This is a genomic window from Streptomyces sp. NBC_01433, assembly GCF_026340105.1.
In the GTDB taxonomy this organism is placed as follows: Bacteria; Actinomycetota; Actinomycetes; order Streptomycetales; family Streptomycetaceae; genus Streptomyces.
Genome location: NZ_JAPEPM010000002.1, coordinates 71,169 through 95,850 on the forward strand (window position 1 = coordinate 71,169; position 24,682 = coordinate 95,850).

The following is a 24,682-nucleotide window of genomic DNA, read 5'->3' on the forward strand; positions in this document are numbered from 1 at the left end:
TACTCGCACCGGCCGAATCTGCGGCCAGGGGGGCGACCGTTCCTCGCAGGGTGAGTCCGAACATGCCGTCAGCGTTGAAGTACACGCTCCTCCGGTGGCGGGTGCCGCGGGTGGGTGACCAGTCATGTCACACCGTCGTTGCGAGGAGCCGGCTTTGCTCTGCGGCCAGTTGCCCACTGTCTGCGGCCGTCATCTCCTGGCTGTTGCGGTCTGATCCTGGGAGTCCCGTTGCCTTGTGGGAAGGCTTCTTCGATCTCGTCGGCACCGTGGGCGCGGCACAGGCGGCGCAGCGGTGCTGCAACGACGTACCAGACTGCCGGGTACGGGCTGTCGTAGTCGTGCCCGAGGATGGCGTGGGTGATGATCCCGGTGTTGGGCTCGCCCAGCACCCGCACCGAAGTGCCCGCTCCGAAAGCAGTCCGGCGAACTGTCTCAGTCATACGGGTGGCCAGCAGCTGCTTTTCCTGGTCCGTGGTGCAGGCGTGGGCGCGTGCGTCGTACCGCGCATGACCGGTCCGTCGCATGTAGACCAGTGCGTTCGCCATCTCCTCGCTGAGGAGAAGCCTGAGCTGGGTGGCGTCGGCCTGTTGCCACAGAAGGTACAGCTGCCGCTGGAGGACGGGAGTGTGGGCGCCGTCCAGAGACTGCCGCACATGGTCGGCTTCGGTATCATCGGTTACGGATTGTGTGCTCATCACGCCCTCAACACGGCAGCGAGCCGGAAGTCCTGCGACATTGACCCGGTCCCCCACCACATCAAGCCCCTCCAAGAGTGCGTACACCGTCTACTGTGCCGGCGTTGCGGCAGGTTGAACCGGTCCCGCACCGCATCAAGCCCTTCCGGGGCTGCCCCGGTGTGAAGCGTCTCCCGTCCTGTCCGGCGGAAGTGCACCCGCCGGAACTCACCAGCCGGTCCGCCGTCACCCACCACGGTCGTCCCTGCCTGCCACCTCCTCGTCACGCCTGTCGGCCCACCCCGGAAGGACACCGAAAGCACGGAACTTGACCAGCAGGAAACCGCGTTCGCTTCGGCTGCGACCGGTTTCGGCGCTTTCTCCGGCATGTGGGTTGAGCATTCAGGCGATGAGGGCTCTCTATCCGTCTGTGGTCGCGACGAGGTAGTAGCAGGTGTTGCTGAGGGAGTACGAGCCGTCGCCACAGCGGTAGGGCGCGATCGATTCGGCGATGGCTTCGGCTACTCGGCCCTGTCCGGAGTGACTGATCGCCTGTGCTGCCGGGCCGGTCGAAAGGAGGCCGCGCAGTGCGGTGCCCAGATCGGGGTATTCCCAGGGGCAGTGCACCTTGCGCCACGCGGACGGAGTCAGTCCTGCCCTGGTCATGAGAGCTCCGGGTGCGTCAAGGTCGGTGGGGTCGAGGGAGGGTGGGCGGTCTGGCGGTCCTTGCGGCATCAGTGAGCCGAGGTCGAGCAAGTAGGTGATGGCATCGCATTCAGAGGGCGGACCCCACGTCGCGATCACGATGCTGCCGCCCGGGTGGGTGACCCGTATGGCCTCCGCGACGGTGGCTGCGGGGTCGGTGGCGAAGTGGAGACTGTTGAAGGCGGTCACGACGTTGAAGGCGTCGTCGGGGAACGGAAGGTACTGCATATCACCGACACGGAACAGGCCCGCGGGGTTCCGCTTCCGGGCGATCTCGATCAGTGCGACGGAGGCATCCAGCCCGCTGCCCCTCGCGCCCAGGCAACTGGCCATGCCCACGAAGTCGCCTGCGCCACAGCCGATGTCCAGTAGCGTCCTGCCCTGCCAGGCACCCAGTTCACCGAGGACGGTGCGGCAGACCGGCCGGATGGTCGGCTCCTGTACGTCGGCCCAGTCACGGGCGCGAGCTCCCCAGAGCGCGCCCTCCAGTTCCGCACGGTTCATAGTGCCCCCGTCGCCGCGTTCGCCAGTCGGGCTCACCCGCCGGCGATCGCGGTGAAGAACTCGATACAGTCGTCCTCGGACAGCGGCATGTCGATGTCGGGCCGATTGACGATCTCACTGTTGAGGCACACGCGGTGCGCTTGACGCAGTTGTCCCCTGTTGTCCAGCAGGAGTCTCTTCAGTTCCGGGAATTTCGATGTCAGCTCGTTGAGCGCATCGCTCAGTGTGGTGGCCGTGATCGACACCGTGCGCTGATGGTCGGCTGCCCGAAAGAGCATTCCGTTGAATTCGAAAGTCATGGACGTCTCCGTTCTTCTCGTGTCATGAGGCCGGCACGCGGATCGAGCCGAGGTCTGTGGAGCCAACTGCTTCTTGGACCGTCGGCGGGCAAGCCCGGGTCCGGGACCCGCGCGCCACCGCGACGTCTTGCCGCCGGCGGTCGGGGTGGGTGTTCCGATCGCGCTCTTCCTCGCCATCTGCACGGCCGTGGGCCTCCCTGCCGTCAGGCTGAGGCCCTTCGGGCAGTGCGACGGGACTCTGGATCTGTCCTTACAGCGCTGAGTGCGGTTTGGCGGCGGGCGGTCTGCCCGCGCGTGCCGCCACTCCCGCCCCCAGATTGACTTCGAGGATGTCCTGGGTTCCCGCGAGCAGAGAGAGTCCGGAGAAGTCGCGCATGTACCTTCCCAGGTCCGGAGTCCCGTAGAAGCCGTGGCCACCCAGCAGGGCCAGGGCCCGATCGAGCACGAACCGGACCTGCTCCACGGCGAAGTACTTGGCTGCCGCGACCACCGGATCGAATACCTGCTCCGCACGGCCGGCCGCGACGCGCCCAAGTGCGTGATAGAGCACGGCCCGAGCCGTCTCGACCGCCACGTACATGCGCCCGAGGGATGCCTCAACGTTCTTCAGCCCGGCGAGAGGTTCGCCGTAGCGGTCGATGGCGGCCAGCCGTGTCGCGCAGTCCTCCAGGACTGCCTGGGCTCGGCCCAGCGGCGCACACGCGGCCCACAACCGCTGGTAACTGAGGAAGCCTTGAGCGTGCGTCAGCCCGTCGGTCGCCACGAGTATGCGGTCGGCCGGCAGCGGAACGTCTTCGAAGGCGATCGAGGCCGCGCCGGCCGTCCGCATCGCAACGGGCTCGGCGGCCGTCACTGTGACGCCGGGATCATCGCGCTGCACCATACATGCCTGCATGTCCCCGGCCTCGTCCAGCGCGTAGGTGAGGAACACTTCGCTGATCAGCGCGCCGGTCACATAGGTCTTGTGTCCGGACAGGACGTAGTCGTCACCTCTACGGCGCAGCAGGGTGCGAAACGAGAAGGCGTCGGCATCCTCTGTGTACGCGATACCCGCACCTGACCGGCCCTGGGCAAGCGGAACCGCATACGTCTCGATCAGGTCGGCGCGGCCCGACGCGCACACGAGCCTCGCGATATCGATCTGATGATTGATGATCAGCGGAAGTGCGGAATCCGCACAGAGATATCCGATCTGTTCGAGCACCATCCCCCAGGTCAGGGCGTCGGCGTCCTCCCCGCCCACGTGTCGCGGCAGCGAGAGCGACAGCAGCCCGGTGGAACCCGCCAGAGCCAGCAGATCGTTCGGCGGTGGGAGCCTCGCCTCATCCCGGTCGACCACGGTCCTGCCGATCTCGGCCAGCAGGTCCCCCCAGCGGTGACGGACGAATCCGGCCACCTCGTCGCGACGGTCCATGACATCAGCCATGCGCATACCTCCCTCGACGAACCCACTCCACCGCCGACAACTGGCTCCATCGGCGGAGACGTCCAGCCGCATGCCCACGCTGAGGGCAATAGCTGTAGCCAGGACGGATCCCGACGGCGGGGTGCTGGCTGATTGCCGCCCCCAGGTGGGCACGTCACCATTAAGCACCCGCTTCATGGGAGCGGGAACGGGGCCCGCACGACCGAGGCATGCACGCGTTGAACGCTTGTGAACATGTGCGTCCTCCACGGGGAGGGACAGAGGCTCCGGCGTACAACACGCGGCCCCGGCCCGGAGCAATGCCGCAGGTCATGGGCGAAGCGCGGAAACGGTGTTTCACCAGCTGCCAACGGGCACATCACGCCTGGGCACCGCGGCGGCCAGGAAATGCAGCCGTTGAAAGGGGTGGGACGAGCATCGCGGGTGCCGGCCTGCCCGAAGCGCCTGCACGTCCCGTGGCCCGCAGCACGCGGGTCCCGATTGGCCGGTAGTCACAGCCGCTACGACCGTGACTGCCGTCGGAGAAACATGCGTTGGCGAACCTCAGCGGGTGACAGGACGCGTTCGCCTCACGGTACAGACCTGCACGGATGGCGGTCCCGCTGGTCGGCAACCCTTCGACGAAGCCGGCGTATCTTTTGCGCCTCACCTTTCGCACGCCCTCCAGGTCGGGGTCGCCGCGCTCCGGTTCCTCCCGGTGGCTCTTGATCCTGAGCTGCCGGAGAGCACGCGCCGCGGCCCTGCGAGCCCCCTGGTACTCCAAGGCCTTCTGCGCCGCGATCTCGGTGTGAGGCTTCGGGGCATGCCCTGACCCGTAACCGAGCAGCCGTCATGACTGACACCACCACCGCTGTCCGGTCCGTCGTACGGGGCGAATCCCCCACCGCGCACGCCATCGAGCCCGGCCCCATCGGCGCCGCCGACCTCGCCGGACTCCGGGCCTCCCTCGATGCGTCATCGACAGTGACGGCCCCCGTGGCGTACTGCGGCGCGCGGACCTCACCGTCCGCACCACCCGGACCACACCGGCGGCCCGCCACACCTGACCGCCCGGCCGGCGACTGTACGGTCCGTACGGCTGAAGCACCTCGGCCGGCAACCCCAGGTCACGACCGACACCCGAGATCTCCGTCAAACCGGGTCACGGTTCAGGGACGCCAGTTGGCGGGCCTCCGTCGATCGGATGCGTGCCGCCTGTGGTTCGGTGAGGACATCGCACACCCAGTCCCAATGCAGCGCCACCACATCGCCGCAGGCGATTCCCGGGATCAGCGACCGGCCGCCCGTCGACCAGCGTACGGACTCCTCGCGGGCAGCCCCGTGGGCCAGGTGGGTGCCTGTCCAGTCCAGGGGGCGGGACTCGACCGTGGCGGATTCGCCGTCGACCGAGCGGACCACGCCCGTGCGGATGCGGCACCGGTCGAGAACGGAGAGAGCCGTCGGATTGCCCGAGGTGCGCAGCAGGTGGGCCCAGGGGTACACGTCGAAGACCTGGAAGCTGTGGTGGGCGCGGGCGCGGTCGGACGCGTCGTGCCAGGTTCCGCCCCGCTGGCCCCGGAAGCGGTCACGCAGCCGGGCCAGCAGGGCGGCCGGGTCGGTCCGGTCCAGGAGTTCGTTGCCGATCCAGTACGCCTCGACCACCCGTTCGTCGAGGGGGTCGGAGAGACCGGCTGTCTCGGCGAGCAATTCGAGATAGCACCAGGCCCCCTCGAACCGGCGGGCGTGACGCTCGATGCCCGCGGTCTCCTCGGGGCGGAGGAGGGTCGAGGCGTCGGCGGGGCCGCAGTAGCCGAGTTCGTTGGGCGGATAGGCGTATCGGGCGAAGAGGATCGCGCCGCGCTCGCTCATTCAGCAGATCCGCGGGAGCTGTTCGCCGACCGGGAGGCTGACCACCCGGGAACCGCCGAGGCCGGTCCTGGCCACCACCATGCCGGGATGGTCTGGCACGCACGTGCCGATCCGGCGGGCCCCGCGGCCCAGCGGGTGCGAGGTGAGGGCCGCCAGAACCCGCTCGGCCGATTCGGCGGGCACGATGGCGATCAGTTTGCCCTCGTTCGCCACCTGGAGCGGGTCGAGTCCCAGCAGGCTGCACGCGTCGCGCACGGTGGCAGGTACGGGCAGCTCCCGCTCGATCAGTTCGACGCCGACCTCCGAGGCGCAGGCGATCTCGTTCAGCGAGGCCGCGACACCTCCGCGGGTGGGGTCGCGCAGTACGTGCACGTCGGCCCCGGTGGCGAGCATCGCGGCGACGAGGCCGTGCAGGGGCGCGGTGTCGCTCTCGACCGTCGTACCGAACTCCAGGCCCTCCCGGCAGCTCATCACCGCGATGCCGTGCACCCCGATGTCGCCGCTGATGAGTACGACGTCCCCGGGCCGCGCGCGGCGGGGGCCGATGTCAACACCCTCGGGGATCACCCCGATCCCCGAGGTGTTGACGAAGACGCCGTCCCCACTGCCGCTGTCGACGACCTTCGTGTCGCCGGTGACCAGCCGGACCCCCGACGCCCGCGCTGCCGCGCCCATGTCCTGCGCGATCCGCCCGAGGTCGGACAGTGCCGTCCCCTCCTGGAGGATGAAGGCACAGGACAGGAAGAGCGGCACGGCGCCCGACATCGCCAGGTCGTTGACCGTTCCGTTCACCGCGAGGTCGCCGATGGACCCGCCGGGGAAGAACATCGGCTTCACCACGAACGAGTCGGTGGAGAAAGCGAGCCGTGTGCCGTCGCCGACGCCGAGCACGGCGGAGTCGCCCAGCTCGGGTGTGGCCGCGGAGCCGTACGCCGGGAGGAACAGGTGCTCGACCAGCTCGGCGGACATCGCCCCGCCGCCGCCGTGCCCCATCACGATCGTCGGGGTCTCCCGCAGCGGAACCGGGCAGACCCAGCTCTCGAAGTCCAGACCGACGGCCGGGACGGCCGGGGCCGGGGCGGGTGCGTGCTTCGTCATCTCAGTCACTTCGCATCGACCAATTCCAGTCGGCGGTACGCGTGGTACGCGGCACACGCGCCCTCGGAGGACACCATGGTGGCGCCCAGGGGATTTCTCGGGGTGCACTCCTTGCCGAACGCCGCGCACTCGTGCGGCTTGATCAGCCCCTGGAGTACCTCGCCCGACCGGCACAGCGACGACTCGGCCGTACGGATCGCTGCCACGTCGAACCGGAGCTCGGCGTCGAAGTCGGCGTACTTCGCGGCCAGTCGCCAGCCGCTGCTGGGGATCATCCCGATGCCGCGCCACGTCCGGTCGGTGACGTCGAAGACATCCCGCAGCATCTCCATGGCGGGCAGGTTTCCCTCGTCCCGCACGGCACGGGGGTAGGCGTTCTCCACTTCGTGCCGGCCCTCTCCGATCTGGAGGAGCGTCCTGCGAATGCCTTCGAGGATGTCGAGCGGCTCGAATCCGGTGACGACGATGGGGACCCGGTACCGCTCGGCCAGCGGCGGGTACTGGGAGGTACCCATCACGCTGCACACATGTCCGGCGGCCAGGAACGCCTGCACCCGGCAGGTGGGGGACTCCATGATGGCCGCCATCGCGGGCGGAACGAGGACGTGCGAGACGAGCATGGAGAAGTTGCGCACGCCCAGTCGCCGTGCTTGATGGACCGTCATGGCGTTGGCGGGGGCGGTCGTCTCGAAGCCGATGCCGAAGAAGACAACCTCCCTGTCAGGGTTCTCCCGGGCCAGTTTCAGTGCGTCGAGCGGGGAGTACACGACGCGGACGTCACCGCCCGCGCTCTTCACGGAGAACAGGTCCTGGCTGCTGCCCGGCACCCGCAGCATGTCGCCGAAGGAGCAGAAGATGACGCCGGGCCGCGCGGCGATGGCGAGCGCCCGGTCGATGATCTCCAGGGGGGTCACGCAGACGGGGCAGCCGGGCCCGTGAATCATCTCGACGCATTCGGGAAGCAGCTGATCGATGCCGTGCCGGATGATCGAGTGGGTCTGGCCGCCGCAGACCTCCATCATCGCCACCGGCCGGATCGTCGCCGCGTGGATCTGGTCGAGCAGTCGTTCGGCCAGCTGGGGGTCGCTGAACTCGTCGAGGTACTTCACCGGTCGGCTCCTTCCGTCGGGTCCTGCCGTTGGGCGGCCAACGCGAAGCCGTCACCGAACTCCTCCTCCAGGAGTCCGAGCCTCTCGAAGTTGGCCAGGGTCTCCCGGGCCGACGCCTCGTCGAGCCGCTGAATGGCGAAGCCGACGTGAACGACGACGTATTCGCCGGTCACCGCGTCGGGAACGTACTGAAGGCACACCTCCTTGCGCACGCCCCCGAAATCGACCTCCGCCATCAGGACGCCGTCGACCTCGGCGGTATGGAGCACACGCCCCGGGACTGCCAGACACATGGTGTCTTCTCTTCTCTGCGGGTCTTGGGTGGGATTCGGTCGCGGGTGTCAGCCGGACGCCGCGATGAGCAGTTGCCCGAAGGCGAGGCCGCCGTCGTTGGGCGGCAGTAGACGGGGGCGGAGGACGGTGAAGTCCCTTTTCTCCAAGGAAAGTTGCGTCGCTTCGAGCAGGACGGCGTTCTGGAAAACCCCACCGCCCAGTGCCACCGTGCCGATCCCGGTCTCCTTCCGGCATGCCTCGGCGAGAGAGGCGGTGAGCAGGGCGACGGCCGTGTGGAAGCGGGCGGCGATCAGCTCCGGCGGAACGCCCGCCCGTACGTCGGAGACCACCGCGCGGATCACCGGACCGGGGTCGGCGAGGACCGGCTCGCCGGCAACCGGCGCGGTGCGCGTGCCGAAGAGATAGGCGTTGCCGGTGGGCTCCGGCGGCGCCGCTCTGGCCAGGCCCTCCAGCGTGATGGCGGCCTCCGCCTCGTACGCCACCTCGTGCCGTACGCCCGCCAGCGAGGCCACGGCGTCGAAGAGCCGGCCCATACTGGACGTCGGGACACAGCCGAAGCCCGTCGCGAACTGGTGGGCCAGAACCCCACGTTCGGTGGCCGGGCAGGCCGCGACCGCGGGCAGCTCCCTGTCCCAGTCGACACCCGCGGCGTACAGATGGGCCAGTGCCATCCGGTACGGGCGCGAAACGCTCGCGTCGCCACCGGCCAGGGGCACGTACACCAGGTGCGCCGCACGTCGGTAGGCCTTGTAGTCGGCGATCAGCACTTCGCCACCCCACACCGCGCCGTCGGTGCCGTGGCCGGTGCCGTCGAACGCGAATCCGATGACTCGCTCACCGGGGCCGAGCCCGTGCTCGCCCATCACGGAGGCGATGTGCGCGTGGTGGTGCTGCACGGTGCGCACCGCCCGGCCCCTGGAGTGCGTGCGCGCCCAGGCACCGGTGCGGTAGCCGGGGTGGCGGTCGGCCACGAGCTGTTCCGGTTCGACGCCGGTCAGCAGCCCGAGGTGGTCCGCCGTGCGGGTCAGCGCCTCGACCGTGGAGAGGTCGTCCATGTCGCCGATGTGCTGGCTGACCCAGGCGTAGCCGCCCTCCCCCAGAGCGCAGGTGTTCTTCAGGTCGGCGCCCGCGGCGAGCAGCGGTGGCACCTCGAAGGGCAGGGCGAGTGGGAGCGGTGCGTAGCCGCGCGATCTGCGTACGGGCAGTTCGCCACCCGCGACGAATCGGCTGACCGAGTCGTCGCACGGCACCTGGATCGTCCGGTCGTGCCGCAGCCAGGCGTCGGCGAGCGGGGCGAGTTCGCTCAGCGCCTTTTCGTCGTCCGTGACGATCGGCTCGCCGGAGCGGTTGCCGGAGGTCATCACGAGGGCGTCGGGGCCGGGGGCGTCATCATCGAGGCCGAAGAGGAGAACGTGCAGGGGGGTGTACGGGAGCAGCACGCCGAGATCCGGGCTGCCGGGCGCCACCGCGTCCGCGACGCCCGGGGCGGGGGCGGGTGTACGGCGAGGGAGCAGCACGATGGGTTTTCTGGGGCCGGTGAGCAGCGTTTTCTCGTCCTCGGTCATGGTCACCAGTTCTCCGGCGACGTCGAGGCCGGCGACCATGACGGCGAAGGGCTTGCCGCCCCGGTGCTTGCGGCGCCGCAGCCGCTCGACGGCGGCCTCGTCGCGGGCGTCGCACGCGAGGTGGTAGCCGCCGAGTCCCTTGACCGCCACGATCCGTCCCTCGGCGAGCAACTGCCGGGCGACGCGCAGCGCTTCCTCCTGGTGGAGGGGTGCCCCGCCGTCCTTCCGGATCAGTTCGAGGCGTGGACCGCAGGCGTGGCAGGCGATCGGCTGGGCGTGGAAGCGACGGTCGCGCGGGTCGCGGTACTCCGTGCGGCAGTCCTCGCACATCGCGAACGCCGCCATGGTCGTCGCCGCGCGGTCGTAGGGCAGGCCGGTGACGATCGTGAACCGCGGCCCGCAGTGAGTGCAGGTGATGAAGGGGTGGCGGTGACGACGGTCCCCCGGGTCGCGCAGTTCGGCCAGGCAGTCCTGGCAGGTCGCGGTGTCGGGCGAGACCAGGGTGCGGACCCGGTCGGCGACGCTGGAGTCCGCGATGGTGAATTCGGCGCCGCCGGAGAGCGGCCGGTCCGCCTCCGTGACGGATTCCACGACCGCGAGCGGTGGCGGATCGGCCCGTAGTCGTCGGCCGAACTCCGTGACCGCGGCGGCGTCACCCTCCACCTCGGCGACCACTCCGGCGCCGGTGTTGGCCACCGAGCCGACGAGGGCGAGTTCGGCGGCGGTGACGTAGACGAAAGGACGGAAGCCCACCCCCTGCACGACGCCACGCACCTCGAACCGGCGCCTGATGCGCCCCTGTCGAGGAAGTACGTCGCCCTCCTCCCGGGCGCCGCTGCCCATCATCTCCAGCCCCGCCAGCGCTGCCGCCGCCTTGGCCTCGTCGATGACTTCCACCGCGAAGCCCATATGGAGCAGGACCCAGTCACCGATGGCCGGGGGCGCGTCGAGCATGCCGACGTTGACACGGCGCCGGGCGCCCTCCACGTCGACGAGAGCGAGCTGGCCCGCGTATCCCTCGACGACCTCCACGACACGCCCCGGAATGCCGAGACACATGATCAGGACCTCCGGGGCGGGTCGGACAGGGGGGCGGCTTCTCGGGAGGGTGCGGTTCCGGTCGGGGACAGCTGACGGATCAGCGTGCGCACCGCCGCTTGCGCCCGTGGGACGGCCGCGGCGACCGCCTCACTGAGACCGATGCCCTCTCCGACGTCGGCGGGCGTGCAGCCCACGACGTGAGTGAGCGGAAGCGTACCGCCTAGTTGATCCAGATTTGCCAGCACTGCGACAGGATTCATGCCATGTGCGTCGAATTCACCTGTTCCGAGGTCGTCCGGGCCGACCTTCAGCACGGTCAGCTCACCGGGTGGCCCACCGCCGGGATAGGCGTCCACCAGCACCAACGCGTCATAGCCGTCGAGCAGGTCGTACGCGAGGTGCATGCCCCGGATGCCGTAATCGACGATCCGGACCCCGGTGGGGAGTGTCTCTCCGAGGTCGGCGGCGAGCCGGCGCACGACCTCCGGGCCGAAGCCGTCGTCGCCGAGGAAGAGGTTGCCGATGCCCGCCACGAGCACGCCTCCCGGCAGGCCGGGGCCGTGGCCGCGCGCCGTGCACGTCACCGGATGCTCTCTTCCCACTCGCGCGGCGCACTCACATGGAGCGCATTCTGACGTACCTGCGGATGTCGGGGATCGACCGCACGCCGACGGCGATGGCGACCACCGCGAGGGCGGCGGCCACACCCGTGGTGACCAGTCCGATGATTTTCACGATGGGCTCTCCTTCCGGGACTCCGATGGATCGGGGACGCCCTGTCGCAGGTCGCGGACGGGCAGCGGTTCCAGTTCGTCGGGGGCGAAGTAGAAGTAGCGGCCGTACCAGTCGTGCAGGTCGGCCGCCGGGTCGTCGACGAGGACGAGGGCCACGTGCACGCCTCCGTCGACATCGCCGAGCACAGCTGTCACCCGCGCCACCTGACCGGCGAAGAACAGGTCCTGCGCGTCGGCACGGCGGGCAGGATGCACGCGCACAAGACTGCCCTTGGCAACGCTGACCCCGTCGATCACGACGGCGTCGGACCCCGGCGACACAGCGGCATCGGCTGCCGGATCCCACCAGGGGACTCCCCCGGTGTCGAAGCCGACGGGCTCGGCGTCCCGCAGATCGCCCGCCCGCCCCGCCGCGCCGGGTGTTGCCGACGCCGCTGCGGACACATCCCGGGAGACGGCCGGAGCGTGGGGGTCCCGGAGAAGGCCGTGGAGCTGTTGGAGCTCTCCCGGCGCCATCGCGTCGCAGCGGTCGATGATCTCGCGGGCGCGCGGATCTGTGGCCCTGGCCTCCGCCTTCTCCTGTTCCGTCATGGTCATCACCCGGAGCGTCAGGATCTCGTCGATCTCGGTGGAGTCGAACAGGGCGCCCGCGCTCTGCTCGGCGATCTCCGGGTAGTCGTAGAGAATGATCGGCGCGCCGATCACCGTGTCCGTGGAGCCCTTCGGCCCGGCCAGGACCGGCCAACACCTGCGCTGTTCGCACCGGGCCGCGGCGGGAGCCGCCTCGTCGGGGGGCTCCCGCAGGGAGACGAAATCGGCTCCATGGGCCTGGAGGATCAAGTGTGTGCCGATCAGCGAGGCACGGATCGCGGAGTCCTTGTCGACGGCGGTCGCGGCATGCTCGTTGTCCACCGAGACCGACAGCCGCAGGAATCCGTCGTCCCGTGTCGTACGGGTACGGATCCTGGCGGTCAGAGGCTCGCGACGCCGGACGATCCGGCCGACCGGCACCCCGCACGCGTCCGTCAGCCGCTCGCTCTCCTCACCCCCGGGAACCACGCAGATCCGGTCGATCGGTCCGGTCACCGGGACCGCCCCCAGGTCGATCTCCCGCTCGACCGCCTCGTCCCAGCTCAGGAACGCCACGCCGTCCACGGTGAGTTCACCGGCATCGGTGTGGCCGCCGTCCTTGTCGCGGCTCTGCACCTGACGCACCTGGTGCTGGAGGAAGCGCAGCCGCACCGTCACCTCGGCCGTGGCCGACGCTTCGGCCGGAACCGAGAGCAGGCATTGCATGGCCATGCCCGGTTCCTCGGCGAAGCTCGCGGGAGCCGCGGAGGGCGGGCCGAGGACGCCGAACTGCCAGCGGGACCGGTTCTTGTGGGAGCTGGCGCGATACGGGTACAGCAAGTAGCCCTCGTACAGCACCGCGTCGGCGATCTCGCGCACATGGTCGAGGTCCACCGGAGTCGGCCGGTTCACCGGGTCACCTCGTCGAGATCATCGGCGTCGGCGCCATGGCCCGTGTCCGACAGCAGCGTACGGACCGTCTCGTCCCAGCTGATGAGCCCGCGCCGCTCCCGGAAGGCGGCGAAGCCTGCGAGGACGTCGTGGTCCAGCCTGATCCAGCCGGAATGGGGGAAGTGGAACGAGATCAGCTGCCGCCACACGTCGACCGGCAGCTGATAGCGCGCCTCGCAGTCCCAGGGCACCTGCCGTACGCCGAAGCCCGCAGCGCCCCCATGGCGGGTGAAGACGGTGCCGGAGAAGAGCAGACTGATCGGCACCGTCCCGTTCCCGAGCGCGTGCAGATAGCGGGAGCCGACGACGTCGAAGTCATAGGTGCAGGGCAGCGCGAGGTCGACCTCCGTGGAGCCGGTGAATCCCTGCACCGTCGTGTTGCACTGCATCCACAGGAACGGACGCAGCGTGTCCGACCACCGCTCCCGCCCACCGAACAGCCCCCGGAGTCCGTCCTGTTCGGCCTGGTCGTAGGGGCGGCGCTGCGGTTCGATCCGGACCTGGCAGCGCAGCACGATCGCATGGATCCGCTCGCCCGTGCCGTCCTCGATCCGCAGCCGCGCGGTGAGCTGCGGCGCCGCGGTGTACGGCTCGGCGACGATCTCGCGTACGGAGAACTCCAGGCCGGGCTCCGCGGGCCGGGTCATGAGGGACCTTCCACGTGCGTCGGCCGCGGAGCCGTCCGGCCCGCGCTCACGGGCCTGCTGCGGGCCTGGACCTGCTCGAAGAACGCGTCCATCGCGGCGTGCGCCTCCTGGCCGCCGTCGAAGCCGCGCCACAGCGTGCGCAGTCGGCCGACCAGCTCGTAACAGGCGTCGATCGGGACCAGATGGCACGAGGTCACGCCCTCACGTCCGCCCCCGTCCGTCCGGCGGACCAGGAGGGCCTCGACATCGGGGCGCACCGTCGACAGTTCGGGGCTGGCCTCCACGAGGGTGTTCCAGGCGTCGAGCGGCAGTTCGGACTCCGTCGCCCCGGCCGGGCCGGGGTAGAACGCGACGGTACGGTCCTGGGCGGAGTTGCGGAACAGAAAGGCCAGACCCACCGGGATCTGCAGTTCGTCCCACGCCCGCGCGTCCAGCGGGAGCCCCTCGAAGGCCAGATAGCGGTCGGGAACCGAGCGATAGCGCAGCCGCGCCTCGTCGTCCGTGAACAGCAGGTAGCAGGCCCGGCAACAGCACATCAGGCTGCGGCTCTCCAGATTCACCACATGCTGGTGCTCCTCACCGACCGGCGCGGCGCACATGTCGCAGCGCTCGCCGGTAACCGGCTCGGGACGGTTGCGGCCGACCCTGAGCAGCGCGGCGACCGGGGACCCGGAACGGCCCATGGGCGCGCTCATGTGGAGACCGCGGGCGCGGAGGGCACGGCGACCGAGACCGAGGCGCCGTCCGCCAGCAGGGGCAACGGGTCCAGGTGCGCCCCGTCGGCGTCCCCGTCGAGGCAGGCGCCGGCCCGCCGGACGTCGTAGTGCGCGCGGCAGGAGGAGCACCGCAGCACCCCGTCCCCCGAACCGCCGCCGAGCCGCCGGGCCAGCGTCGCGCCCTCCAGGGGCCGCTCGCACCGGGCGCACCGGTCGCGGAACGCGAACAGCTCGGCGCCGATCCGGCAGGCCACCAGGGGGAACCCGTCGGCGCTCGTGCGCTCGACACCGCCGGACTCCAGGGCGGCCAGGGACGGCACCGGCTGCCAGACCGCTTTCGTGTCGTCGGCGCCCTCTGCGGGCGGACCCGCCTCGTGCAGCCGGGAGAACAGCGAGTCCACCGGCACCAGCGGACCCGATGCCTCGGCGGTCCCGGTCGCGGGCTCGACCTCGATCGTGGTGACCTCCGGCGCCGCGGCCTCGACCGCGCCGCGCACGGCGAGCGCGAGTGTGGCGGAGGAGGAAGGGCAGCCGTCGCACGTGCCCAGCAGCCGCAGCCGCACGGCCCCCTCCTTCGTGACACCGAGCAGATCCACATCGCCGCCGTGCGAGCCGAGATAGGGCCGTACGCTCTCCAGCGCGCTCTCGACCCGGGCCTCCACGCTGTACGGGTGCAGTCCGTGCACCAGGAGCAGGCTGGCCACCAGGTCATCGGCGGCGAAGGCGGCCAGGACCGGGTCACCCAGTCCCCCGTGCTCGTGGACGAGGTCGAGCAGCCGTTCAAGTCCGGCACCGTAGAAGTCGGTGACGAGCCGGACCAGTTCCTCGCTTCGTTCGCGTGCCACGACGCCACCCGTCGCGCTGGCGGTGATCAGGCTCTCGACGCGGTCACCGGTCGTACGCCAGGTGTCGGAGGACGGCTCGTACGTCTGCTGCTCCGCCATGTCACTCACTGCCCGCGGACTGCGTGGGCGAGTGCAGCAGCTCCAGTTTCTTGCCCTCGCCGAGATACATGTGCACACCGCACGGCAGGCAGGGGTCGAAACTGCGCACCGTGCGCATGATGTCGATGCCCTTGAAGTTCTCCCGGTCGTTCTCCTCGAAGATCGGCTGTCCCTGCACCGCGTCCTCGTAGGGGCCGGGCGTCCCGTAGGTGTCGCGCGGGCTCGCGTTCCAGGGGGTCGGTGGGTAGGGATGGTAATTGGCGATCTTGCCGTCCCTGATCACCATGTGGTGCGACAGCACACCGCGTACGGCCTCGGTGAAACCGCAGCCGACGCCCTCCTCCGGCACTTCGAACTTCTCCCAGGTCCGGGTCCGGCCGGCCCGGATCTCCACCAGCGCCTTCTCGGCGAAGTGCAGCGCGCAGGCCGCGGCGTACGCCTGGAAGTAGGTGCGCGCCCGGTTGCGCTCGATGGTGTTGCTCCATCGCGGAATGTGCCACTCCAGCTCGACGGGGCCCTTGAGCGCGGTCTTGGGGAGGTTGATCTTCACGCTCTTTCCGGTGGCCTGGATGTATCCGATGTCGACCAGGCCCGCCAGCGCGGTGACCCACAGCCGGGCGAGCGGACCGCCGCCGGTGTCGAGCGCCAGGTAGTCCTTGCCGTCGAACCAGCGCGGCGACATGACCCAGCTGTACTTGTCGCCCAGGTCGCGCTTCTGCGGCTGCGGGTTGGTGTGCTGGTTCCAGGGGTGCCGCCGGTCGACCGGGTTGCCGAGCGGGTCGTGCGTCACGAACATCTCCTGTTCGTCCCAGTCGTTGTAGTACGACGAGCCGAGCAGGATGCGGATGCCGAGGTTGATCTTCACCAGGTCGGTGGTGACCAGCTTTCCGTCGACGACGACACCGGGGGTCACGTACATCTTCCGGCCCCAGTCGGTCATGTCCTTGTACGCGAAGTTGCAGTGCTCCGGGTCCTGGAAGGATCCCCAACAGCCCAGAAGGATACGGCGGTTGCCCACCTGCTCGTATCCCGGAAGAGCCTCGTAGAAGAAGTCGAAGAGGTCGTCGTGCATGGGCACGACCTTCTTCATGAACTCCACGTAGCGCTGGAGCCGGGTGATGTAGTCCGTCATGAGCTGGATGGTCGCCACCGTCCCCACCCCGCCGGGGTAGAGAGTGGAGGGGTGCACATGCCGCCCCTCCATCAGGCAGAACATCTCGCGGGTCATGCGGCTGACCTGGAGTGCCTCACGGTAGAACTCCCCGGTGAAGGGGTTCAGCGAGCGCATGATGTCGCCGATGGTCTTGTACCCGTGATCCGCGGCGTGCGGCGAAGGAGTCCGATTCGCCTGTTCGAGTACGCCGGGATTGGTCTCGGCGACCATCTTCTCGCAGTAGTCGACCCCGACCAGATTCTCCTGGAAGATATTGTGGTCGAACATGTACTCGGCGGCCTCGCCGAGATTCACGATCCACTCACCGAGGTGCGGCGGCTTCACGCCGTACGCCATGTTCTGCGCGTAGCAGGAACAGGTGGCGTGGTTGTCGCCGCAGATTCCGCAGATCCGACTGGTGATGAAGTGGGCGTCGCGTGGATCCTTGCCCTTCATGAAGACCGAATAGCCGCGGAAGATCGAACTGGTGCTGTGGCACTCGGCAACGATCTTCTGCTTGAAGTCGATCTTTGTGTAGATGCCCAGACTCCCGACGATACGGGTGATGGGATCCCACGCCATCTCCACCAGTTCGTCCTTGCCCTGGCTGGTCGCCGTCATGGGGCCGCCTCTTCTTCCGTCTCGGTGCTGTACCAGGTGAGTCGTGGGTCGGGAGTTACCAGGTGCGGGTGGCGCCGGTCGTCAGTTCCTTGCCGCGCTTACGCCACTTCGGCTCGTGGTCCAGGGTGTGCGTGGTCATGCGCCGAAGTCGGCGCATTGTCGAGCCGTACAGTCCGACGGCATTGGTGGAGAGCTTCCCGCCCGGCGGCTCGTCCATGAACGGCATGAATTTGTCGGGGAATCCGGGCATGGTGCAGCCGATGCAGATTCCACCGACATTGGGGCAACCGCCGATGCCGTTCATCCATCCCCGCTTGGGAACGTTGCATTTCACGGTGGGACCCCAGCAGCCCAGCTTGACGATGCACTTGGGCGAGCCGTACTCCGTCGCGAAATCGCCCTGCTCGTAGTAGCCGGCCCGGTCGCAGCCCTCGTGCACCGTGCGGCCGAACAGCCAGGCCGGACGCAGCGCGTCGTCGAGGGGAATCATGGGGGCCTGATCGGTGGCCATGTAGAGCAGGTAGGTGAGCGTCTCCGACAGGTTGTCCGGCTGAATGGGGCAACCGGGGACGCAGACGATCGGAATCCCGGCCTTGGACTTCCAGTCCCAGCCCAGGTAGTCCGGCACGCCCATGGCGCCGGTCGGGTTGCCCGCCATGGCGTGAATGCCGCCGTACGTCGCGCAGGTGCCGACCGCGACGATCGCGGTGGCCTTGGGCGCCAGCCGGTCGAGCCACTCGCTGGTGGTCATGGGCTGCCCGGTCGCCGGGTCGTTGCCGAAGCCCGACCAGTAGCCCTCGTCGTGCAGTTTCTCGTTGGGGATCGATCCCTCGACGACCAGGACGAACGGTTCCAGCTCGCCGCGGTCGGCCTTGAAGAACCACTCGAGGAAGTCGTCGGCGCCCCCGTTGGGGCCGCACTCGAAGTCGATCAACGGCCAGTGCACGGCGATCTGTGGCAGGCCGGGCAGCGCTCCGAGCGCGATTTCCTCGATGCTGGGCTGTGTGGCGGCGGTCAGGGCGACCGAATCCCCGTCACAGCTCAGTCCGGCGTTGATCCACAGCACGTGGATGAGGGTGTTCTCCGCTTTTATCGCTGCTTCTGTCGGCATGGCCCGCTGCCTTCCGGGATTGAAACCGCCCGATACTCATGCGTGTGGTGCCACACGCATTGCTACCATCAAGAATCCGCCAGACTGTTCTGTCAACACGAGGTTATTCAGGGCGGCCATCCTTTCCCCCTCGGGCGACTGCACCCATGTGAGTGAATTCAGGAAAGCGGGACAGCTGTGCATGAATTATCAATTACCCAGAGCGTTGTCGACACGGTGTGTGAGCGCGCTGCCGGAAGGCCCGTGCGCACCGTCAGGGTCCGGGTGGGAATACTGACCGCCGTGGTGCCCGACTCGATGCGATTCTGCTTCGACCTGACGACGGTGGGCACGGTCGCGGAAGGCGCGCTCCTTGAGATCGATCAGCCGCCCGGAAGAGCGCACTGCCGGGCGTGTGAGAAGGACTTCACCCTGATCGATCTTGTATTGCTTTGTCCGTGCGGCAGTTCCGACGTGGACGTCACGTCGGGGCGGGAGCTGCAGATCGTTTCCATGAGAGTGGGCTGACGGCATGTGCGGTACTTGTGGTTGCACCGACAGCAGTGTTGAGGGCGGCGGCGGGCCTCGAATCGCCTCGCCGCACGCGCATCCGCACCCCCACCACCGCGATCAGGTGCACGACGGCCACCGCCACAACGACAGCCACGGGCGGGATCACGGTCACGGCACTGTGCGGGATCTCGCGCCGTCCGTCGGCGCGGCGGCCCAGGGGGCCCAAGGCGGCGAGGGGGGCGAGGGGGGCGAGGGGGGCGAGACCATCACCCTCGAACAGAAGGTACTCGCCAAGAACGAGGACCTGGCCGCGCGAAACCGCTCCTGGCTCGCTGAACGGGGCATCGTGGCGGTGAACATGATGAGCTCGCCCGGGGCCGGCAAGACCACCCTCCTCGAACGCACCATCAGGGACCTGAACGGTCGCGGCCGTCCGATCGCCGTCATCGAGGGCGACCAGGAGACGATGCTCGACGCCGAGCGGATCAGCGGCGCGGGCGGCGCCGTCGTGCAGGTCAATACCGGTGCCGGATGTCACCTGGACGCGGAGATGGTTCGGGGCGCGCTCACGGCCCTGGCACCGGAGACCGGGTCGCTGATCCTGGTCGAGAACGTGGGGAATCTGGTCTGCCCCGCTCTCTTCGACCTCGGGGAGGGGGGCCGGGCCGTGATCATCTCGGTCACGGAAGGAACGGACAAGCCACTCAAGTACCCCTATATGTTCGCCGTCGCGGATCTCGTGATCATCAACAAGATCGACCTGCTCCCGTACGTCGACTTCGACAGCGACCAGTGCGAGAAGTACGCCCGGTCCATCAATCCGGACCTACAGGTGCTGAAGGTCTCGGCCACCACCGGAGAGGGCATGACGGACTGGTACGACTGGTTGGGCGGGCGGTACTGACGCCCTACCGGCCGCCCCGGTGATTCGTCAGCAGTGCCGAGGTGATGTCGTCCTTGGTCCGTGGTTGTGCCCGTCGGTTGCGGGGCGGCCGGTGTCGGCAGCCCCGCAACCGACACCGGGTACCGCGGACCGGAAGATGAGTACGACGGCTCACGCCCCGGCGGCGCCCGCCACCGACGATGAAGAGCAACATCATCATCGAGACCGGGGACCACACATGCTCAGCCGTATAGCCGACATCCTGGCGCCGGGCGTCGGCCGCCTGTCGGTCACCACCGACTCCGGCACCGAACTCACGCCGGGCAGCATCATCGCCGTGAACCACACCTCACTCGCCGACCCCGCCGTCGTCCTCGCCGCCCTGTACCGCCTCGGCGTCGAGCCCGTCGTCATGGCGACTGCGGGGCTGTGGCGCGTCCCGTTGCTCGGCCGCACCCTCGCTCGCGAAGGGCACATCCCGGTGTTCCGCGGAGACCGGCGAGCCGCGACCGCGCTGGACCTGGCGGCCCACGCGCTCGACCGTGGTCGGCTGATCCTCATCTACGCCGAAGGCGGCCTGCCCCGCCGCAAGGACTCCGCGGAGGCGGCCCCCGGTGCCTTCCACAGCGGCCTGGCCCGGCTCGCCGAGCGCACCGGCGCCCCCGTCGTACCCGTGGGCCAGGCCGGCGCCCGCCGGGTGACCTCGGGCAGCATGGCGAAACAACTCGCCGGCCTGGCCACAGCGCCGCTGCGCCGACCGGGCCTGCACGTACATGTAGGCGTACCGCTGGAACTGACGGGCGACCGCGCCATGTGCACGGCGCGCGCCCGCACCGCGGTGACCGCAGCGTGGCGTACGGCCGCCGCCCGCCTCGGCGAACCCGCAGCGCTCACCGGCACAACCGTCGAAGCGGGCCGGTCAGCGACGGGACCGGCCTCAGCGGGCCGCTCATCGCGGGAAGACCTGGCCACTGCGTCTCGCTGATCGACGGGTCGCCTACCGATGACAGACTAGACGCAGGGGGGTCACAGCATGACCGCGCCGGTCACCATCGCCGCGACCCCGCCGACCAGAAGGATGATGATCACACCGATGGACCTCTCGTTGCCACGTCGATCGGCCGCGAGGTCGGTCGTGTAGACGGCCGGGTCGGAGGGGGCGTAGTAGAGGGTGAGGTCGCGGTCGAGGGACAGGCCCGGGGCGGGGATGCCGTCGCGGGACAGGACAGTGACTCGGGTGCCCTCAAGAGTGGTGAAGGTGACGATAGGGGCGTGGTTGACGATCTCGTCGCCCTCCCCGTCGGTGTAGACGTCCTTGGTGACGGCCACGACACGCGCCGGAACCGCGACGGCCGAGGCCAGCAGGGCGTCGCGGGCACGGGCCAGGCGGATGTCGGGGCTGGCCGCCGCGAAGGCGGTGACGAGGGCACCGAAGCCGATCAGCGCCGCCGGCCAGCCCCGGATGACGGTCGCGTGGATCGCCAGCCCGATGAGGAGCAGGACGACCGTGCAGTTCGGGCCGATGCGGCCGTTCTTCTCACCTGCGGTGTCCAGTACCACGCGGAATCGGTCCGGCCGACCGGGTGGGTAGCGCACCTCGAACTCACGGCCCACCCAGGCTTCCTCGATCGCGTCGCCGTGCTTCCCGGCGTTCGGCAGGATGAACTCCCGCCCTGTGGAAGGGTCCTGGAACGCGACCGTCACCGGTATCCCGGGTCTCTTGGAGGCGCCGTGCGCCGGCTGTCCCACCCCGACGATCCGTGCCTTCACCCAATCCGCCCGCTGAGCGCGGGTCAGCCCGGCCAGCGAAAGCACGTACCCGAGCAGCGCCAGCCCCGTGGGCACCACCCACCACAGCGCAAGCAATTCGTCAACGCTCATCCGATCCCCCGCCCTTACCCGCGGAAGTCAGCCTGTGGAACCGGCGGCTGACACTACGTACCTCGGTGCCGGGCTCACGGTGTCACGCCATTCCCGGCATAGAGGTATCCACCGGGCCGGGCGGGATCGGCGATCAACAGTACCGGGTCGCCGACGCGTGGGATCACCAGCTTCGAGACGATGGTCTGGAGGGTGATGCGATCGGCCGTACCGGAGAACTGGAGCACCAGGTCGACGACCGGGTCGAAGTTGACCAGCTTGCCGGTGTCGGTGATCGACACGACGACGGCAGGTATGGTCGGCACCCCCGCGGCGAGCAACTGCTGTACGTCCAGAGCGGAGTGGTGCGCGCCGATGGACTGCTGGACCCTGGCGAAGTCCGCGTCGCCGAGGAAGGCGCGCGTGGCGCGGCCGTAGAAACCCTTGCCGCCGGCCACCTCGTCGGCGATCTCGGCGGCCCGCTCCTCGCGGCTCTTGCGCTTTCCGAAGATTCCCATGGTGTTCTTCCCTTCCGGTGATGTCAGGCGTGGGGGGGGCGCCCGGCGGTCGGCCGGCCCCCCGACCTCGTCGTACGGAGCCACGAAGACGGCCGGGTCGCGTGGACGATCGTTGCGGTCATGGGTTCCCCCTCGCTGTCGCCCCTGGCTGACGGTATGGACGCTAGGCGGCCGGGGACGCCTACCGATCCCAGGTTCGTCCGCCCGTTTCCGGTCGGCGTACTCTCCTCCCATGCCGCCCCCGAGCCAGCCGACCGGCGCGCGCCGACCGCGCGCCATGGTCATCGACCACGCCTGGCGTGGTCTCGGGCCGTCGACACAATCGCTGAGTGGCCCGGGCGGGGCACCGCTGACCCGGACGGTCAAGCTGATCGTGCTGCCACTGATCGTCAGACCGGCGCTGCGTCCCGAACTCGCGGCGGATTTCCTCGGACCGGCACAGGCGGCGCGCCTCGACGGATTGATCCGGGAGTCCGGTGCGCGCCTCGCGGCGACGGCGCAGTGGTTCGCGCTGCTCAAGCGGACCCGCCGGGCGTTGAGCATCGTGGCGGGCAATCCCCAGGATCTGTACTTCCAGCGCTGCTTCGAGCTGGCCACCGAACACGGGGCGCCCTCGGCCGGTGCGGACGCTATGGCCAGGGCCGTGGTCGAGGACGTGGCGGACACGGCCGACGGACGCACGGTGGAGGCGCTGAAGAGCTATCTGTCCGACGCGGCCCGGCGCTCCCGGCTCGACGGAGAGCTGACCGCCGCCTGGGAGAGCCGCCCCCCGGCCCCGGCCGCCGACCCGTCCGCGGCGGTCGCGCTCGCGGCCGCGGTCCTGGACGCCTGTGGCGCGCCGGGCCGGACACGTAACGCGCCTGAGTACGCGTCGATGGTCGAGGCGGGACACGGAGACCTGTTCGGCAGGGCCCTGTGGGAACACGCGGACGGTGCCTGGGGCCGCGACGACCTGCCGACGCATCTGGGGCTGACCACGCGGCAGGTGCCGCCACGCCCGGAGGTCGGCCGGGGTGCGTCGACGGCCACGCTTCCCGCGCCGCTGGACCGCACGCTCTTCGAGCGGCTCTTCGTCGTCCTGCAGTCGTCGGCCCGGCGGGAGGAGCTGCCGCCGGTGCCGGAACTCGTCGGACGGGAGGCCGCCCGCAGTTGCGCTCCGCTCGGCCTGAACGACGAGAGCCTGCGCGTCGCCGTGGTCCTCGGCGGCCGGCTCGCGGTCGGTCTCGATCCGCTGGGCACCGGGGAGCACGCGCCGGGGCGGACGGCGGCGCACCGGGCCGTCAACAGCCGCTGGCGACGGGAGGCATCCGTCCTGCGCGCCCGCAGGATGACCGTTTCTCCCCGTCCCGACCCGGACGGCGGCGTCCTGGACGCCCTCGCCCAGGACCTCCGTACCCCGTGGGCCGCCTACATGCGGCGGCTGTGGGTACGGCTGCACGGGCGGGACGTCCGCGACGCACCACTGGAGGACCTCGCGTCGGCCTGGGCGGTGCTCGACGGGGTCGCCCGTTCGGTGATGATGGACCACCGTGCCAGAGTCCGGTCGGCGCTGCGCACCCTGTCGGCGGCACCCGCGCGGGCGACCGGGTCGAGGAGCGTGTGATGGCGCGGGCCCACATTGACGTCGATGTCACGGGGGCCGAGGACGGCACGATCCGGATCGCCGCCCGTCCCGCCCTCCGCCACGCCGGGGCCTACGACGGATACGACGACGTGGTCGCCGCGGGCCCCGACTTCACCCGGGCGGTTCTCGATGTCGCGGGCGCCGTTCTGAGCTGGCCCGTCCTCGGCGACCCAGGCCCGCCGTCGGCGGAGGTCCATGACACGGGACGGGCCCAGCAGTGGCTGTGGGCGCTCTACGGCGAGCGCGTCGCCGCCGCCGTCCACGACCGTGCGCCGGGTGTGCCGGCCGGCATACGGGTGGCGGCGGACTCGACCGCCCTCGCGGGCAGCGCCGCCCGGCTCGGCCTCGGGCACTGGGCGGCCCGCTGGTGGCCGACGTCGTACCTGGACGGGATACCTGCGCTCGAACCGGACATGCTCGGCGTGGAGTTGGCCGCGCTCACCCACCGTTGCCAGCAACTGTTCGACGACGATCAGCCCGATGACTCCGTGGCCGAACTGATCGAGGAGCACCGGACCGCCCTCGAACCGCTGATCCAGTGGTGGCGCGCGGCACCGCGAGCGGACACGGCACACCATCTGGAGAGTGTCCTGCGGCTGATCGACGACGCGGCGGACAGCGCCGGACTGGACGGGCCGGCGCTGCGGCTTCTCCGGTCCGCCCTGGGCCGGCACCGTCCGCCGGGCACACCGGCCGGCTCCGGGGCGCCGCTCGCTCGGCACGACGGCTACGCTCTCGCGGCGGGCGGACCGCCCGCCGCAGGCGGCCGGGTGATTGCCCGGGGCTCGGGCACCAACGACTGGCGCCGCTACCCGCCCGGCTTCGTCGACGCGGCCGAGAACGCGGTGTCCTGGACCGCTCGCGCACTCGGCGCGCGGCGGCGGATCGAGGTCGAGGCTGTCGCGCACATCGCGGCGCGCACCGCCGGTGTGCCCCTCGTCGCGGAGATCCACGTGGACGGTGGCCGCCCGAACCGGGTGCCCCTCGCCGGACGGGACGACATGTGGACAGGCGGTGCGGACCTGGACCTTGGCCTGCCGGCCGGGGCGGTGCCGCCGCGTATCGAGGTCGGTGTCCTGCTGCCCGGCTTCGACCCGGGCCCCGGACCCGGTCTCCCCGGTACGTCCGGTGCAGCCGAGGGCCGCGCCGACCGGGACGCGATCCGCACGCTGGTACGGCGACGACTGACCGCCGCGGCACAGCCCCTGGCGTACGACGGGGCGCCGTACGACTCACCCTCGGGCCCGTTCCTGGCCGAGACGGCCGCCGCCACCACCGCTGGGGACTACTGACGG

Annotated in this window: 23 protein-coding genes; 5 read left to right on the forward strand and 18 right to left on the reverse strand. The window is 69.8% G+C overall.

What is annotated here, in order from left to right; genetic code table 11:
* Positions 1 to 122 precede the first annotated feature (122 nt).
* From OG413_RS27990 to OG413_RS28065, 16 genes are all read right to left on the reverse strand, one after another.
* Entirely contained in the window at positions 123 to 695 is a 573-nt protein-coding gene (locus OG413_RS27990) for a hypothetical protein (RefSeq protein WP_266810551.1), read from the reverse strand.
* A gap of 399 nt (positions 696 to 1,094) precedes the next feature.
* Positions 1,095 to 1,883: a class I SAM-dependent methyltransferase gene (locus OG413_RS27995; protein WP_266810552.1), complete on the reverse strand. Its 789-nt coding sequence runs from the start codon at positions 1,881 to 1,883 to the stop codon at positions 1,095 to 1,097.
* Between the two features lie 32 nt (positions 1,884 to 1,915).
* Positions 1,916 to 2,182 (reverse strand): MoaD/ThiS family protein, encoded by a 267-nt coding sequence (locus OG413_RS28000; protein ID WP_266810553.1) that lies wholly within the window; start codon positions 2,180 to 2,182, stop codon positions 1,916 to 1,918.
* 250 nt (positions 2,183 to 2,432) lie between these two features.
* Positions 2,433 to 3,596 carry an acyl-CoA dehydrogenase family protein gene (locus OG413_RS28005; protein ID WP_266810554.1) on the reverse strand — a complete coding sequence of 388 codons (1,164 nt, stop codon included), beginning with the start codon at positions 3,594 to 3,596 and terminating at the stop codon, positions 2,433 to 2,435.
* Positions 3,597 to 4,739: 1,143 nt separating this feature from the next.
* Positions 4,740 to 5,456: a DUF6390 family protein gene (locus tag OG413_RS28010; protein WP_266810555.1), complete on the reverse strand. Its 717-nt coding sequence runs from the start codon at positions 5,454 to 5,456 to the stop codon at positions 4,740 to 4,742.
* Positions 5,457 to 6,554 carry a hydrogenase expression/formation protein HypE gene (gene hypE, locus OG413_RS28015; protein ID WP_323137925.1) on the reverse strand — a complete coding sequence of 366 codons (1,098 nt, stop codon included), beginning with the start codon at positions 6,552 to 6,554 and terminating at the stop codon, positions 5,457 to 5,459.
* 5 nt (positions 6,555 to 6,559) lie between these two features.
* Positions 6,560 to 7,663, reverse strand: coding sequence for a hydrogenase formation protein HypD (hypD, locus tag OG413_RS28020; RefSeq protein ID WP_266810556.1), 1,104 nt, complete (start codon positions 7,661 to 7,663; stop codon positions 6,560 to 6,562).
* Entirely contained in the window at positions 7,660 to 7,956 is a 297-nt protein-coding gene (locus tag OG413_RS28025) for a HypC/HybG/HupF family hydrogenase formation chaperone (protein ID WP_266810557.1), read from the reverse strand. The genes hypD and OG413_RS28025 overlap by 4 nt, the downstream gene beginning before the upstream one ends.
* Positions 7,957 to 8,004: 48 nt before the next feature.
* Positions 8,005 to 10,581: a carbamoyltransferase HypF gene (gene hypF, locus OG413_RS28030; RefSeq protein ID WP_266810558.1), complete on the reverse strand. Its 2,577-nt coding sequence runs from the start codon at positions 10,579 to 10,581 to the stop codon at positions 8,005 to 8,007.
* Between the two features lie 2 nt (positions 10,582 to 10,583).
* Positions 10,584 to 11,147, reverse strand: coding sequence for a hydrogenase maturation protease (locus tag OG413_RS28035; RefSeq protein ID WP_266810559.1), 564 nt, complete (start codon positions 11,145 to 11,147; stop codon positions 10,584 to 10,586).
* Positions 11,148 to 11,294: 147 nt separating this feature from the next.
* A complete protein-coding gene (locus tag OG413_RS28040; RefSeq protein ID WP_266810560.1) occupies positions 11,295 to 12,779 on the reverse strand; it encodes a hypothetical protein in 1,485 nt (494 codons plus the stop codon).
* Entirely contained in the window at positions 12,776 to 13,465 is a 690-nt protein-coding gene (locus tag OG413_RS28045) for a DUF6084 family protein (RefSeq protein WP_266810561.1), read from the reverse strand. The genes OG413_RS28040 and OG413_RS28045 overlap by 4 nt, the downstream gene beginning before the upstream one ends.
* The gene (locus OG413_RS28050; protein ID WP_266810562.1) at positions 13,462 to 14,160 is read right to left on the reverse strand and encodes a DUF5947 family protein; all 699 of its coding nucleotides are present in this window, start codon (positions 14,158 to 14,160) and stop codon (positions 13,462 to 13,464) included. The genes OG413_RS28045 and OG413_RS28050 overlap by 4 nt, the downstream gene beginning before the upstream one ends.
* Entirely contained in the window at positions 14,157 to 15,125 is a 969-nt protein-coding gene (locus OG413_RS28055) for a NifU family protein (protein WP_266810563.1), read from the reverse strand. The genes OG413_RS28050 and OG413_RS28055 overlap by 4 nt, the downstream gene beginning before the upstream one ends.
* A 1-nt stretch (position 15,126) precedes the next feature.
* Complete coding sequence (locus OG413_RS28060; protein ID WP_266810564.1) at positions 15,127 to 16,899, reverse strand: nickel-dependent hydrogenase large subunit; 1,773 nt, start codon at positions 16,897 to 16,899, stop codon at positions 15,127 to 15,129.
* Positions 16,900 to 16,954: 55 nt separating this feature from the next.
* On the reverse strand, positions 16,955 to 18,010 hold the full coding sequence (locus OG413_RS28065; protein ID WP_266810565.1) for a hydrogenase expression protein HypE: 1,056 nt from the start codon (positions 18,008 to 18,010) through the stop codon (positions 16,955 to 16,957).
* 177 nt (positions 18,011 to 18,187) lie between these two features.
* Between OG413_RS28065 and OG413_RS28070 the strand changes: the two genes are divergently transcribed.
* From OG413_RS28070 to OG413_RS28080, 3 genes are all read left to right on the forward strand, one after another.
* Complete coding sequence (locus OG413_RS28070; protein WP_266810566.1) at positions 18,188 to 18,517, forward strand: hydrogenase maturation nickel metallochaperone HypA; 330 nt, start codon at positions 18,188 to 18,190, stop codon at positions 18,515 to 18,517.
* A 106-nt stretch (positions 18,518 to 18,623) separates the two neighbouring features.
* Positions 18,624 to 19,406 carry a hydrogenase nickel incorporation protein HypB gene (hypB, locus tag OG413_RS28075; RefSeq protein ID WP_266810567.1) on the forward strand — a complete coding sequence of 261 codons (783 nt, stop codon included), beginning with the start codon at positions 18,624 to 18,626 and terminating at the stop codon, positions 19,404 to 19,406.
* A 217-nt stretch (positions 19,407 to 19,623) separates the two neighbouring features.
* Complete coding sequence (locus OG413_RS28080) at positions 19,624 to 20,370, forward strand: lysophospholipid acyltransferase family protein (protein ID WP_266810568.1); 747 nt, start codon at positions 19,624 to 19,626, stop codon at positions 20,368 to 20,370.
* Positions 20,371 to 20,411: 41 nt separating this feature from the next.
* On the opposite strand, the gene OG413_RS28085 is transcribed toward OG413_RS28080, so the two are convergent.
* Both OG413_RS28085 and OG413_RS28090 read right to left on the reverse strand, forming a co-directional pair.
* Positions 20,412 to 21,266: a DUF3592 domain-containing protein gene (locus tag OG413_RS28085; RefSeq protein ID WP_266810569.1), complete on the reverse strand. Its 855-nt coding sequence runs from the start codon at positions 21,264 to 21,266 to the stop codon at positions 20,412 to 20,414.
* Positions 21,267 to 21,340: 74 nt separating this feature from the next.
* Positions 21,341 to 21,763: a hypothetical protein gene (locus OG413_RS28090; RefSeq protein ID WP_266810570.1), complete on the reverse strand. Its 423-nt coding sequence runs from the start codon at positions 21,761 to 21,763 to the stop codon at positions 21,341 to 21,343.
* A 232-nt stretch (positions 21,764 to 21,995) separates the two neighbouring features.
* Between OG413_RS28090 and OG413_RS28095 the strand changes: the two genes are divergently transcribed.
* On the forward strand, positions 21,996 to 23,366 hold the full coding sequence (locus OG413_RS28095; RefSeq protein WP_266810571.1) for a hypothetical protein: 1,371 nt from the start codon (positions 21,996 to 21,998) through the stop codon (positions 23,364 to 23,366).
* Positions 23,366 to 24,679: a hypothetical protein gene (locus OG413_RS28100; protein ID WP_266810572.1), complete on the forward strand. Its 1,314-nt coding sequence runs from the start codon at positions 23,366 to 23,368 to the stop codon at positions 24,677 to 24,679. Before OG413_RS28095 ends, OG413_RS28100 begins: the two co-directional genes overlap by 1 nt.
* The last annotated feature ends 3 nt before the right edge of the window (positions 24,680 to 24,682 follow it).